12 protein-coding genes are annotated in these 12,680 nt (G+C 67.7%); 7 read left to right on the top strand and 5 right to left on the bottom strand.

From position 1 onward, the window contains the following. Window positions 1-5: 5 nt before the first annotated feature. The 4 genes from RAM80_RS27220 to RAM80_RS27205 form a co-directional block, all read right to left on the bottom strand. Window positions 6-1,442, bottom strand: a complete 1,437-nt coding sequence (locus RAM80_RS27220) for a transporter (protein WP_416423477.1) — start codon at window positions 1,440-1,442, stop codon at window positions 6-8. A 94-nt stretch (window positions 1,443-1,536) separates the two neighbouring features. After that, window positions 1,537-2,301, bottom strand: a complete 765-nt coding sequence (locus RAM80_RS27215; protein ID WP_416423476.1) for an alpha/beta fold hydrolase — start codon at window positions 2,299-2,301, stop codon at window positions 1,537-1,539. 103 nt (window positions 2,302-2,404) lie between these two features. Then, complete coding sequence (locus RAM80_RS27210) at window positions 2,405-2,866, bottom strand: cytochrome P460 family protein (RefSeq protein WP_416427573.1); 462 nt, start codon at window positions 2,864-2,866, stop codon at window positions 2,405-2,407. Window positions 2,867-2,902: 36 nt separating this feature from the next. Then, window positions 2,903-3,934, bottom strand: coding sequence for an alpha/beta fold hydrolase (locus tag RAM80_RS27205; protein WP_416423475.1), 1,032 nt, complete (start codon window positions 3,932-3,934; stop codon window positions 2,903-2,905). A gap of 187 nt (window positions 3,935-4,121) precedes the next feature. Here RAM80_RS27205 and RAM80_RS27200 point away from each other — a divergent pair, with 187 nt between their 5' ends. Both RAM80_RS27200 and RAM80_RS27195 read left to right on the top strand, forming a co-directional pair. Further along, the gene (locus tag RAM80_RS27200; RefSeq protein WP_416423474.1) at window positions 4,122-4,865 is read left to right on the top strand and encodes a response regulator; all 744 of its coding nucleotides are present in this window, start codon (window positions 4,122-4,124) and stop codon (window positions 4,863-4,865) included. After that, a complete protein-coding gene (locus RAM80_RS27195; RefSeq protein ID WP_416423473.1) occupies window positions 4,862-6,172 on the top strand; it encodes a sensor histidine kinase in 1,311 nt (436 codons plus the stop codon). Before RAM80_RS27200 ends, RAM80_RS27195 begins: the two co-directional genes overlap by 4 nt. Before the next feature lie 486 nt (window positions 6,173-6,658). Here RAM80_RS27195 and RAM80_RS27190 read toward each other — a convergent pair whose 3' ends face one another. After that, window positions 6,659-7,591: a LysR family transcriptional regulator gene (locus RAM80_RS27190; protein WP_416423472.1), complete on the bottom strand. Its 933-nt coding sequence runs from the start codon at window positions 7,589-7,591 to the stop codon at window positions 6,659-6,661. A gap of 98 nt (window positions 7,592-7,689) precedes the next feature. Between RAM80_RS27190 and RAM80_RS27185 the strand changes: the two genes are divergently transcribed. The 5 genes from RAM80_RS27185 (at window position 7,690) to RAM80_RS27165 (ending at window position 12,678) form a co-directional block, all read left to right on the top strand. After that, a complete protein-coding gene (locus RAM80_RS27185) occupies window positions 7,690-8,430 on the top strand; it encodes an SDR family oxidoreductase (RefSeq protein WP_416423471.1) in 741 nt (246 codons plus the stop codon). Between the two features lie 22 nt (window positions 8,431-8,452). Further along, complete coding sequence (locus RAM80_RS27180) at window positions 8,453-9,301, top strand: ureidoglycolate lyase (RefSeq protein WP_416423470.1); 849 nt, start codon at window positions 8,453-8,455, stop codon at window positions 9,299-9,301. A 109-nt stretch (window positions 9,302-9,410) separates the two neighbouring features. Continuing rightward, complete coding sequence (gene denD, locus RAM80_RS27175) at window positions 9,411-10,385, top strand: D-erythronate dehydrogenase (RefSeq protein WP_416423469.1); 975 nt, start codon at window positions 9,411-9,413, stop codon at window positions 10,383-10,385. Between the two features lie 53 nt (window positions 10,386-10,438). Beyond that, a complete protein-coding gene (locus RAM80_RS27170) occupies window positions 10,439-11,797 on the top strand; it encodes an MFS transporter (protein WP_416423468.1) in 1,359 nt (452 codons plus the stop codon). Further along, the gene (locus RAM80_RS27165) at window positions 11,794-12,678 is read left to right on the top strand and encodes an NAD(P)-dependent oxidoreductase (protein WP_416423467.1); all 885 of its coding nucleotides are present in this window, start codon (window positions 11,794-11,796) and stop codon (window positions 12,676-12,678) included. The genes RAM80_RS27170 and RAM80_RS27165 overlap by 4 nt, the downstream gene beginning before the upstream one ends. Window positions 12,679-12,680: the final 2 nt, after the last annotated feature.

Below are 12,680 nucleotides of genomic sequence, written 5' to 3'. Positions count from 1 at the left end.
GTCAGCTAGGCATTACCTGGCGCAAGGTAAAGCAAAGCGATGCCGCTTGCAGCAACGATGATCACGTTGAACACCACCAGGCCGAAGGCGAACCGCACCAGCGCGTGCTCCTCCTCGCGGTTGGCGCCCGCAAGCCCGGTGACCAGCGACAGAATCGACAGCGAACCCAACGCACCATGCCCGGCGGCGCTGTTGACCATGGCTGCCAGCCATGGCCCGTGCGCCACGCCCAGCGCCGCAATGGAAGGCATGACCAGGGTGTTGCCGCCCACGTTGGAGCCGGTGACGTAGCCGGCAAGGCCTGCCAGCAGCGCCACGGTGGGTGCCAGCGCCACACCCGACAGCGACTGCAGGGAACGCTGTGCTTCCAACAGGAAGCCGGCGTTGACCATCACCTGGGACAACAGCAGGAACAGGAATATGGTCGCCAGCGGAAACTTCGCGCGCTTGACCAACGCCGCCCACGGGAACCCTTCGGCAGCGCCCTGCCGCATCGCCATCAACATCGTCACCAGCACCAGCGCAACGCCCGGTGAGGCCAGCGGCTTCCACGCCACATGCTCGCCCCTGACCACCCAGGCGCCGTCCCAACCCGACAGCAGGAACAGACCGCGCAAGCCGATGATCACCGCCAGCAACGCCAGGTACGGCCACGCCGCCTGCGGCCAACGGACCAGGCGCTTGCGCTGCACCGCCGCCAGCCCCAGCCCAACCGCCGCCACCGCCAGCCCCGCAAGCACCCCGGCCACCTCCGGCCCCAGCCAGCGGTTGACGCTGAACAGCACCGTCACGAACAGTGCCGCCACCAGCAACAGCCCCAGCCACGCCAGCAGGTGGCGAACGCCAGCCTGCCACAGCGCCACGGCGGCCAGGCCAAGAAACACCGGCGCACTGACCAGCGCCGAGTGGCTGCCCAAGACATCCACCGGTACATGCGCCAGCTGCGCGCCAATCACCGTGGCCAGGCCCAGGGTGCCCCACGGCATGACCACCATGCCCGCCAAGGCGACTTTCATCCCTGCCTGGCGGCTGAACAGGCTCATCAACAAGGGCACCGTGGCAATTAGCGACACGCCGAAACCGGTCATCGCCTCCAGCAACGGCGCCAGCCCCAGCACGATGAAAATCACCTGGGCCGGTGGCGTCCAGCCCAGCTCCTTGACCCAGGCGCCGATGGCTTGCGGTGCACCACCGCGCTCCACCAGCAGCACAAACGCCAGGCCTGGCGCGATCACGCAGGCGGTGCTCAGGAACAGAATACCGGTGTCCTGGGCGATGGCCGCCGTGACGGCAGCGCTGAACGGCGCCGCCACCCCCAGCCCCCACAGCAGCAACACCCCCGCCACACCGGCCAATGCCGCCTGCACCGGGGGCCGGCGTACCAGCAGAATCAACGCGAGCACCAGGCCGATGGGCGACATTTGCAGCAAGAGTGAATCCATGGGGGGCGCTCCTTGATCGTTGGTCAGGGAGCGATCTTGCCGGGTTCGGTTGGGGCGAAAGAGATACAGATACACGCTGTTTTCCAATACAGGCCTAACCCGCAGCTGCCGCCGTCTCGATCAGCTTCGCCACCGCGTCTGGGTGCGAGACCATCACCACGTGGGAGCCGCCCTTCACCACCTCCACCGCCTTGGCCGCCGCGCGCTTGGCCATGAACGCCATGGCCTGGGGCGGGATGTTCTTGTCGTGGTCGCCGTAGATGTACCACGACGGGATGTGCTTCCAGGCGGCCGCGTCGGTCTTCTCGTCAAGCGCGCCTTGGGCCAGCGGGCGCTGGGTGGCGGCCATCAGCGCGGCCTGGGCGGCGGGCACGTCGGCGGCGAACTGGTCGTGGAATTTGCCCTGCTGGATGTACAGGTCCTTGCCACCGTCGGCCAGGCTGACCGGTGGCGCCAGGGTTGGGCCCAGGGTGCTGCCGGGGAACTGGCCCACCAGCTGCGCCACGCTTTCGCCGGCGTCGGGGGCGAAGGCACTGACGTACACCAGCGCCTTGACGTTGGCCTGCTGGTCGGCGGCGCTGGTGATTACATTGCCGCCGTAGGAATGGCCCACCAACACCACTGGCGTGTGAATGCTGCTGACCAGGTTGGCCACGGCGGCCGCGTCGCTCTTCACCCCGCGCAGGGGGTTGGCGGCAGCCACCACGGGGTAGCCGTCGTGTTCGAGGATCTTCACCACGCCGTTCCAGCTGGAGGCATCGGCGAAGGCGCCATGCACCAGGACGATGGTGGGTTTGGCCGGTTCGGCGAAGGCCGAGAGGCAGACGGAACAGGCCAGTGCAGCGATGACTTTTTTCATGGGTGACTCCGTATTGAAGTGGTTCACAGGTGCCTTGGACGCGGCCTTTGGCCGCTGCTACGGCGTTGCCCGTAGCAGCTGCCGAAGGCTGCGTCCTAGGTGTTCACGGGGCGAATCGGGTAAACACCAGGTCGTGGTTCTGCACCTTGGCCTGGTGGCAGGCGTAACAGGTCTGGTGCTGCGCCGCGTCCGCCGGCTGGCCGTTGATGAACCGGCCGAAACCCCAGCCACCGGTGGCGGCATAGCGCTTCGAATCCTTGACCATTACCTGCACCGTGGTGGCCGCGCCAGGGATGGACGCCGGCTCGAACTCCGGCGACTGCACGTGCTTCCAGGCCAGCTTGACCAGCACCGTGCCGTCGGGGAACGGCTGGCTGCCAGCTTCGTAAGCCTTGATGGCGATGTCATTGCCCAGCACCGCTCGCAGTTCGTTCAACGGCGCAGCCTCCTGGGCCGGGGCTACCAACGCCCACTTGCGGTAGCCGTCGGGCAGCGCCACGCCGTAGATCGGCGACAGCGGGCCTGCGGCCAGGGCCGCGCCGCTGGCGACCAGGGCGCAACCCATCACGAGTGATTTGAATGTCATGACGCCTCCGTGCGCTTACAGGTGGTCGGCGTCGACGATGGCCTGGGCAAACGCCTGGGGTGCCTCTTGCGGCAGGTTGTGGCCAACGCCGCCGCTGATCAGGCGGAAGTCATACTTGCCGGTGTAGCGCTTGGCGTAGGCCTCGGCCGGTGGGTGCGGGGCGCCGTTGGCGTCGCCTTCCAGGGTGATGGTGGGCACGCTGATGGCCGGCGAGGCGGCGAGTTTCTGCTCCACGGCGGCGTAGCGTGCCTCGCCCTTCACCAGCCCCAGGCGCCAGCGGTAGTTGAAGATCGACACCGGCACGTGGTCGGGGTTTTGCAGGGCGGCGGCGCTGCGGTCGTAGGTGGCGTCGTCGAAGTTCCACTTCGGCGAGGCCAGCTTCCAGATCAGCTTGGCGAAGTCGTGGGTGTTCTTTTCATAGCCCAGGCGGCCACGCTCGGTGGCGAAGTAGAACTGGTACCACCACTGCAGTTCGGCGGCCGGTGGCAGCGGCGCCTTGCCGGCTTCCTGGCCACCGATCAGGTAGCCGCTCACCGCCACCAGTGCCTTGACGCGCTCGGGCCACAGCGCGGCGACGATGTCGGCGGTGCGCGCGCCCCAGTCGTAGCCGCCCAGCACCGCCTGCTTGATGTGCAGGGCGTCCATGAAGTCGATCAGGTCCTGGGCCAGGGCGGCGGGTTCGCCGTTGCGCGGGGTCTTGGCCGAGAGGAAGTGGGTGTCGCCGTAGCCGCGGGCGTAGGGGATCAGCACGCGGTAGCCCTTGTCGGCCAGCGCCGGCGCCACGTCGGCGTAGCTGTGAATGTCGTACGGCCAGCCGTGCAGCAGAATCACCACCGGGCCATCGGCCGGCCCCACTTCGGCGTAGGCCACGTCCAGCAGCCCGGCCTTCACGTGTTTCAGCGCGCCGAACGAGGTGTGGCTGCCCACGGTGATGGGCGCCACCTGGTTGGCGGCGGTGTCGGCGGCGCTGGCGTTGGCCCAGGCACCCAGTTGCAGCACGGCAGCCAGCACGGAGACAGCGAACGGTTTGGACAGAGTCTTGTACATGGTGGAGCTCCTTGGCGTGGTGTTCTCGATGGCGCTATTTGGCCCGCCACATGTGTTCGCCATGTTTCGCCAGCGGGCGGCAAAAGCCGGGTTATGTATCGGGTCCAGTTCCAGATACAAACAGATACATTAGCCCCTCCCTGGCTTGCTAGACTGGCCACCATTCCCCTGATGCAAGGACGCCGCCATGGACTCCCGCGCCGACCACGTATTGATCGTCGACGACGATCGTGACATCCGCGAGCTGGTAGGCAACTACCTGAAAAAGAACGGTTTTCGCGTAACCCTGGCCGCCGATGGGCGGGCCATGCGCAGCTTCCTGGAAGCCGGCCAGGTGGACCTGATCGTGCTGGACATCATGCTGCCCGGCGACGATGGCCTGGTGCTGTGCCGCGAGCTGCGCGCCGGCAAGCACCGCTACATTCCGGTACTGATGCTGACCGCCCGCGACGACGACACCGACCGCATCATCGGCCTGGAAATGGGCGCCGACGACTACCTGGTAAAACCCTTCGTGGCCCGCGAACTGCTGGCACGCATCAACGCCGTGCTGCGCCGCACGCGCATGTTGCCGCCCAACCTTGTGGTCAGCGAACAATCGCGGCAGCTGGCCTTCGGTGTGTGGCGCCTGGACACCACGGCGCGGCACCTGCTGGCCGCCGACGACTCAGTGGTGGCCCTGAGCGGCGCCGAGTACCGCATGCTGCGGGTGTTCCTCGACCACCCGCAGCGGGTGCTGAGCCGCGACCAGCTGCTGAACCTGACCCAGGGCCGCGACGTCGACCTGTTCGACCGCTCCATCGACCTGATGGTCAGCCGCCTGCGCCAGCGCCTGCTGGACGACGCCCGCGACCCCGCCTACATCAAGACCGTGCGCAACGAAGGCTACGTGTTCAGCTTCCCGGTGCAACTGCTCGGGGACGCGCCGTGAAGCACCGGCTGCGCTGGCCGCGCACCCTCGCCTCGCGCCTGTCGCTGATTTTCCTCACCAGCCTGGTGCTGGCCCAGGGCCTGGCCGTGGCGCTGCAGGCGTACGAGCGCTACAGCAGCGCCAAGACCCTGATGCTGGGCAACTTCGAGCGCGACGTCGCCACCTCGGTGGCCATCCTCGACCGCCTGCCAGCGGCGGAACGGCCGGCCTGGCTCAAGCGCCTGGAGCGCCCCAACTACCGCTACCAATTGGACGAAGGCGCCCCCGGCCAGGCCATGGACAGTGGCAGCGAGCCCACCTCGGTGCAGTCCATGCGCATGACGTTGGCGCCCGACTACGCCCTGAGCTTTCGCGACATCCCCGACAGCCGCCCGCACTACCAGGCGCACCTGCGCCTTAAGGACGGCCAGCCGCTGACCATCGACGTACGCCCCTCGGTCAGCCCGGTGTCGCCGTGGCTGCCGGTGACCCTGGCCGGGCAACTGGCGTTGCTGCTGGCTGCCACCTGGCTGGCGGTGCGCACCGCCATCCGCCCGCTAACGCGGCTGGCCAAGGCAGTGGACAACCTCGACCTCAAGCAGCACCCCGTGCACCTGGACGAACAGGGCCCCACCGAGGTGGCCTACGCCGCCATCGCCTTCAACAGCATGCAGGGGCGCATCGCCGCCTACGTCAAAGAGCGCGTGCAACTGCTGGCCGCCATCTCCCACGACCTGCAAACCCCCATCACCCGCATGAAACTGCGCGTGGAGTTCATGGACGACAGCCCCGACAAGGACAAGCTGTGGAGCGACCTGGGCGAGATCCAGCACCTGGTCAAGGAAGGCGTGGCCTACGCCCGCAGCACCGAACCGTCCAGCGAAGCCAGCTGCCGCCTGCAACTCACGCCCTTCCTGGAAAGCCTGGTGGGCGACTACCACGACACCGGCAAGGACGTGCAACTGGCGGCCGCAGGCAACCTGGTGCTGGACACCCGCCCCCAGGCGCTGCGGCGGCTGCTGACCAACCTGATCGACAACGCCCTGAAATTCGCCGGCGCCGCCCAGGTGCAGGTGCTGACGGAGGGCGGCTGCACCCTGCGCGTGCTGGACCGTGGCCCGGGCATTCCCGAAGAAGCGTTGGCGCAGGTGCTGCAGCCGTTCTACCGGCTGGAAAGTTCGCGCAACCGCGACACGGGTGGGACCGGGTTGGGGTTGGCGATTGCGGTGCAGTTGGCTGAAAGTCTTGGCGGGACGTTGCGGTTGTATAACCGTGAGGGTGGGGGGTTGTGTGCGGAGGTTAGCCTAGGCCCCAACCCTGCCCCGTAGCCGCTGCCGCCAGGCTGCGCTGGTCCCCTGCCTCACTGGAGATTTTCAGGGTGCACGCAGGCCAGCGCAGCCTGCGGCAGCGGCTACAAGCGCTTGCACCGCGCAAGAGTTTATGCAAACCGTCAAAAGCCGTGGCCAACACCGTGAACCTGTTGTTGGAAGAGGGTTGCGCGGTGCTTGAGGTGATTGAGGCGCGTGGCGCCTTTCTGCGCCAGCCCACACCGTTCGCGTAGCCGCTGCCGCCAGGCTGCGCTGGCCCCCTGCCTCGCTGGAGATTTTCAGGGTTCACGCGGGCCAGCGCAGCCTGCGGCAGCGGCTACAAGCGGTTGCACCGCGCAAGAGTTTATGCAAACCCTCAAAAGCCGTGGCCACCACCGTGAACCTGTTGTTGGAAGAGGGTTGCGCGGTGCTTGAGGTGATTGAGGCGCGTGGCGCCTTTCTGCGCCAGCCCACACCGTTCGCGTAGCCGCTGCCGCCAGGCTGCGGCTACGGTTCTGCGGCGCCCAGCAGTTGATCGGCGAACGCCTGCGCCGCCCACCCCGGCACCTCGTTGCGGCGGGTGATCACGCCGTAATCATCCAGCACCAGCGGGAACGGCAGGTTCAGGCGCGTCAACCTGCCTGCGCGGATGTCCGGCTCGACCATGGACTCGGCCAGCATCGCCAGCATCGGCGCGGTCTGCAGCAGTTGCAGGGTGGTCTGCATGGAGATGGTCTCCACGGTGTTGCCCGGCGAGGCCATGCCGGCTTCGGCGAAGGCGCGCTCCAGGCGCGCGCGCATGGGCGTGCCGGCGGGGTAGACGATCCACGGCCAGTTGCCCAGCTCGGCCAGTGGCAGGTCGCTGTTGCCGGCCAGCGGGTGTTGGCTGCCGGCTACCAGGCACAGCGGCTCGGGGGCCAGGGCGCGGAAGTCGAAGAGCTGGCGGTGGCGGTCGAGGGTGAAACGGGCGATCACCAGGTCCAGCTGCTTGTGCTCCAGCAGGCTCAGCAGGTTGGCGCTGGTGCCCTCCAGCACGTCCAGGGTCAGCAGCGGCCAGCGCTGCTTGATGCCGACGATGGCCTGGGGCAACGCCTGGGAGGTGGGGGCAAAGATGGTGCCGATTTTCAGCAGGCCGTGGCCGCCTTCACGCAGGTCGTTGACCTGGCCGACGAAGTGGCGGGCGTCGTTCAGGGCGATTTGCGCGTAGCGCGCCACGTGCACGCCCAGGTCGGTGGGCACCAGGCTGCGCGGCAGGCGCTGGAACAGGTCGAAGCCGAGCATTTTCTCCGCCTCGCGCAGCATCTTGCTCACGGCCGGCTGGCTGATGCTCATCTGCTCCGCCGTGGCGTGCATGTTGCGCGTGCGCGCCAGGGTGTCGATCAGCACCAGGTGGCGAAAGCGCAGCCAGTTGCACAGTTGGTTGAACGAAACATCCGCCATGCGATAACCCCCGGTTATTGAACCTTGAGGATATCTCATTGGCGCTTATCGGCAAGGCGTTCTAGTGTTGACCCACAATAACAACAGGATGACCCGCCATGACCGTCACCGGAAAACGCGTTCTCATCACCGCCGCCGCCCAGGGCATCGGCCGCGCCTCGGTACTGGCCTTTCAGCAGGCCGGCTTTGAGGTGATTGCCACCGATTTGCGCATCGACAGCCTGCGTGATGTGCCGGGCATCCAGGCCCTGGCCCTGGACGTCACCGACGCCCGGGCCGTGCAGCAGCTGACCGCCCAGGTGGGCACCCTCGATGTGCTGTTCAACTGTGCCGGCTTCGTGCACAGCGGCAACCTGCTGGCCTGCGACGACGAGGCCTGGCAGCGTTCCTTCGACCTCAACGTGACCGCCATGTACCGCATGATCCGCGGCGTGCTGCCGGGCATGCTGGCGGCGGGCAGCGGCAGCATCGTCAACATGGCCTCGGTGGCGGGCAGCGTGAAGGCGGTGCCCAACCGCTTCGCCTATTCGGCCAGCAAGGCGGCGGTCATCGGCCTGACCAAGTCCGTGGCCGCCGACTACGTGGCCAAGGGCATCCGCTGCAACGCCATCTGCCCCGGCACCGTCGACTCGCCGTCGCTGCGCCAGCGCATCACCGAGCAGGCCCGCGCCGAAGGCCGCAGCGAGGCCGAGGTGTACCAGGCCTTCGTCGCCCGCCAGCCCATGGGCCGCCTGGGCACCCCCGAGGAAATCGCCCGGCTGGCGGTGTACCTCGGCTCCGACGCCAGCGCCTACACCACCGGTGGCGTGCACGTCATCGACGGCGGCATGAGCAACTAATCCCCCTGACCAGGAACTGACCATGAAACTGCTGCGTTACGGCCCCAAGGGCCAGGAAAAACCCGGCCTGCTGGATGACCAGGGCCAACTGCGCGACCTCAGCGGCCACGTGCACGACATCGGCGGCGCCACCCTGGAAGCCGCCAGCCTGGCGAAGCTTGCGCAACTGGACCCCCGCAGCCTGCCGGCGGTGCCGGGCAGCCCGCGCATCGGCCCGTGCGTGGGCCAGGTGGGCAAGTTCGTCTGCATCGGCCTGAACTACGCCGACCACGCCGCCGAATCGGGCATGGCGGTGCCCAGCGAACCGGTGATTTTCAACAAGTGGACCAGCGCCATCTGCGGCCCCAACGACAACGTCGAAATACCCCGCGGCTCGACGAAGACCGACTGGGAAGTGGAGCTGGGCGTGGTGATCGGCAAGGCCGGGCGCTACATCAGCGAGGCCAGTGCCATGGACCACGTGGCCGGCTACTGCGTGATCAACGACGTTTCCGAACGCGAATGGCAGCTGGAGCGCGGCGGCACCTGGGACAAGGGCAAGGGCTTCGACACCTTCGGCCCCATCGGCCCGTGGCTGGTGACCCGCGATGAAATCGCCGACCCGCACCAGTTGGACCTGTGGCTGGAAGTGGACGGCCACCGTTACCAGCACGGCAACACGCGCACGCTGGTGTTCCAGATCCCAGCGCTGATCGCCTACCTGAGCCGCTGCATGTCACTGCAGCCGGGGGACATCATTTCTACCGGCACCCCGCCGGGGGTGGGCCTGGGCATCAAGCCCAATCCGGTGTTCCTGCGCCCTGGCCAGGAAATGCGCCTGGGCATCACCGGCCTGGGCGAACAACGCCAACGCACCACCCAAGCCGACTAACCCGTAGCAGCGGCCGCAGGCCGCGTCCCTTGCGCCACAGCGGTGGGGCGGACGCAGCCTTCGGCAGCTGCTACGGGGGCATTGAAACCATAAGAACAAGGAAAACATCATGCGCATTCTGATCACCGGTGGCACCGGTTTCATCGGCAAGCAACTGGCCCAGCGCCTGCTGGACCTGGGCAGCGTCACCCTGCAGGGCCAAGCCGCCCAGCCCATCGAACGCATCGTGCTGTTCGACGCCTTCGAGGGCGAAGGCGTGCCCACGGACCCGCGCGTGGAGGTGATTACCGGCGACGTCAGCGACGCCACCACCCTGGCCCGGGTCACCGACGGCGTGGACCTGGTGTGGCACCTGGCAGCCGTGGTCAGCAGCGCCGCCGAGGCCGATTTCGACCTGGGCATGCAGGTCAACCTGCACGGCCTCATGACCCTGCTCGAGACCCTGCGCCAGCAAGGCCGGCAGCCGCGCGTGGTGTACGCCAGCGGCTTCGCGGTGTTTGGCGGCACGCTGCCGGCGGTGGTCAACGACGACACCGCGCTGACCCCGCAGTCCTCCTATGGCATGCAGAAAGCCGTGGGTGAATTGCTGGTGGCCGACTATGCGCGCAAAGGCTTTATCGACGGCCGCGTGCTGCGCCTGCCGACCATCGCCGTGCGCCCGGGCAAGCCGAACAAGGCTGCCTCGACCTTCTTCAGTTCCATCATCCGCGAGCCGCTGGTGGGCCTGCCCGCCGTGTGCCCGGTGCGCCCCGACACCCAGGTGTACCTGTCGTCGCCGCGCCGCGCGGTGGAAGCGATGCTGCTGGGCATGACCCTGGCCCCCGAGACCCTGGGCAGCCAGCGAGTGATCCCCCTGCCCGGCCTGACCACCACTGTCGCCGACATGGTCAAGGCGCTGGAGCGCGTGGCCGGTCCCGAGGCGGTAAAACTGATTCGCTGGGAACCCGACGCCACCATCCAGCGCATCGTCGAAGGCTGGCCCAGCCAAGTCGAGGCGCCCTACGCCAGCGGCCTGGGCTTCAGCGCCGACGCCGATTTCGACGCCATCGTGCAAGCACACATCGAGGACACCGCCCCCCGCTAGCCGACACCGCTTGCACACGCCCCCACAACAATAACAAGGCGAGGCCACGCGACATGAACACACCCGATCCAGCCATCCTGGACCTTGAAAAACAGACCATCAGCCGCGTGACCAGACGCCTGGTGCCCTTCCTCATCCTACTGTTCGTGGTGGCCTTCCTGGACCGCACCAACGTCGGTTTCGCCGCGTTGAAAATGAACCAGGACATTGGCATCAACCAGACCATCTATGGCCTGGGCGCCGGGATCTTCTTCCTCGGCTACTTCCTGTTCGAGGTGCCCAGCAACATCATGCTGCACCGCTTCGGCGCGCGAGTGTGGATTGCCCGCATCATGGTGACCTGGGGCCTGATCGCCGGCGCCATGGGCCTGCTGCAGACCGCCGGGCACTTCATCACCCTGCGCGTGCTGCTGGGCATCGCCGAGGCCGGGTTCTTCCCCGGGGTGATCTACCTGCTGTCACTGTGGTTCCCCAGCCGCTACCGGGCGCGGATGATCGCCACCTTCTACCTCGGCGTGCCGATTGCCCAGGTGATCGGTGCACCGTTGTCGGTGGGGCTGATGCAGCTGGGCGACAGCATCGGCGTGGTCGGCTGGCGGCTGATGTACATCGCCGAAGGCGTGCCGGCAATCCTGCTGGGCGTGGTCTGCTACTTCTACCTCACCGACCGCCCCGCCGACGCCCACTGGCTGACGCCGCAGCAACGGCAATGGCTGATGGACACCCTGGAGCGCGAAGAACGCAGCAAGGCGCTGGCGGTGGACGCCGGCCTGAGTAAAGGCCAGATGATTCGCAGAGCCCTGGGCAACCGTCAGGTGTGGCTGCTGGCGCTGGTGTATTTCGGCATCACCTCGGGCTCCAACGCCATGAACTTCTTCCTGCCCAGCGTGCTGCAGTCGTTCCGCGCCTCGTTCGGCCTGGACCTGGGGCTGATGCAGAACGGCCTGATCAGCGCCATTCCCTACGCCCTGGCGGCGGTGGCGATGATTCTCTGGAGCCGCCGTTCCGACCGCCTGCAAGAGCGCCACTGGCACGCCGGCGGCGCCGCGTTGCTGGCGTCGGTGTCGATCGCCCTGGCGCTGTTGATCAACCAACCGTGGATCATCGTCATCGGCTTCGTGCTGCTGGCCATCGGCGTGTACAGCGCCATCAACGTGTTCTGGGCCGTGCCGGGCCAGGTGCTGACCGGGGTGGGTGCCGCTGCCGGCATCGGCCTGATCAACTCCATCGGCAACCTCAGCGGTTTCTCCGGGCCGTATCTCACCGGCCTGCTCTACACCACCACCGGCAGCTACACGCCGGGCTTCCTGGTGATCGCCGCCCTGGTGGGCGCGGCCGGCATCGGCATGATGCTGATGCCCCGCCGCCCGGCACCTGCGGCCGACGCCACCCTGATTGGAGACAAGGCATGAGCCACCCCGTTATCGCCTTCATCGGCACCGGCATCATGGGCGCGCCCATGGTGCGCTGCCTGCTGCGCGCCGGCTTCCACGTGCGCGCCTGGAACCGCTCGCCGGCCAAGGCCGCCGCGCTGGCCGCCGACGGCGCCCAGGTGCTGGACAGCGCCGCGGCGGCTGCCCAGGGCGCCGATGTACTGATTTGCATGCTCAGCGACGGGCCGACCTGCACCGACGTGTTGTTCGGCGCCAATGGCGCCGCCCTGGCCCTGCGCCCAGGCGCGCTGGTGGTGGTGATGAGTTCGATACCGGTGGACGCCGCCACCGACCACGCCCGCCGCTGCACCGAGTTGAGCCTTGAGTACCTGGACGCACCGGTGTCGGGCGGCGAGCGCGGCGCCCGCGAGGGCAGCCTGGCGATCATGGCCGGCGGCACGCCGCAGGCGTTCGAGCAGGGCCTGGCGGTGCTGGCGGCCATGGGCCGGCCGGTGCTGGTGGGCCCGGCGGGCAGCGGTGAACTGGCCAAGCTGGTGAACCAGCTGATTGTCGCCAGCACCATCGCCACCGTCGCCGAAGGCCTGTTGCTGGCCGAACGCGGCGGCGCCGACCCGGCCAAGGTGCATGAAGCGCTGATGGGCGGCTTCGTTGATTCGCCCATCTGGCGCCAGCACGGCCAGCGCATGATCGACGATGAATTTACCCCCGGCGGCCCGGCCAAATGGCAGCTCAAGGACACCCGCACCGCCCTGGCCCATGCCCACGGCCTGGGCCTGAGCCTGCCGGTGGCGACCCTGGTGGATGGCCTGTTCAGCGCGCTGGTGGACGCCGGCGACGGTGACCTGGACCACGCCGCCCTGATCCGCCAATTGCGCCGCCACAACCAACTGCCTGCCTGACG

The organism is Pseudomonas sp. App30, from assembly GCF_047947025.1.
Classification (GTDB): Bacteria; Pseudomonadota; Gammaproteobacteria; order Pseudomonadales; family Pseudomonadaceae; genus Aquipseudomonas.
The sequence above is the reverse complement of the archived record's forward strand: the minus strand, read 5'-3'. Positions and strand labels throughout refer to the sequence as shown.

Excerpts from the sequence above, each read along its gene's own strand:
- RAM80_RS27220 (WP_416423477.1), bottom strand. The coding sequence starts at position 1,442 with ATGGATTCACTCTTGCTGCAAATGTCGCCCATCGGCCTGGTGCTCGCG.
- RAM80_RS27215 (WP_416423476.1), bottom strand. The coding sequence starts at position 2,301 with ATGAAAAAAGTCATCGCTGCACTGGCCTGTTCCGTCTGCCTCTCGGCC.
- RAM80_RS27210 (WP_416427573.1), bottom strand. The coding sequence starts at position 2,866 with ATGGGTTGCGCCCTGGTCGCCAGCGGCGCGGCCCTGGCCGCAGGCCCG.
- RAM80_RS27205 (WP_416423475.1), bottom strand. The coding sequence starts at position 3,934 with ATGTACAAGACTCTGTCCAAACCGTTCGCTGTCTCCGTGCTGGCTGCC.
- RAM80_RS27200 (WP_416423474.1), top strand. The coding sequence starts at position 4,122 with ATGGACTCCCGCGCCGACCACGTATTGATCGTCGACGACGATCGTGAC.
- RAM80_RS27190 (WP_416423472.1), bottom strand. The coding sequence starts at position 7,591 with ATGGCGGATGTTTCGTTCAACCAACTGTGCAACTGGCTGCGCTTTCGC.
- RAM80_RS27185 (WP_416423471.1), top strand. The coding sequence starts at position 7,690 with ATGACCGTCACCGGAAAACGCGTTCTCATCACCGCCGCCGCCCAGGGC.
- RAM80_RS27180 (WP_416423470.1), top strand. The coding sequence starts at position 8,453 with ATGAAACTGCTGCGTTACGGCCCCAAGGGCCAGGAAAAACCCGGCCTG.
- denD (WP_416423469.1), top strand. The coding sequence starts at position 9,411 with ATGCGCATTCTGATCACCGGTGGCACCGGTTTCATCGGCAAGCAACTG.
- RAM80_RS27170 (WP_416423468.1), top strand. The coding sequence starts at position 10,439 with ATGAACACACCCGATCCAGCCATCCTGGACCTTGAAAAACAGACCATC.
- RAM80_RS27165 (WP_416423467.1), top strand. The coding sequence starts at position 11,794 with ATGAGCCACCCCGTTATCGCCTTCATCGGCACCGGCATCATGGGCGCG.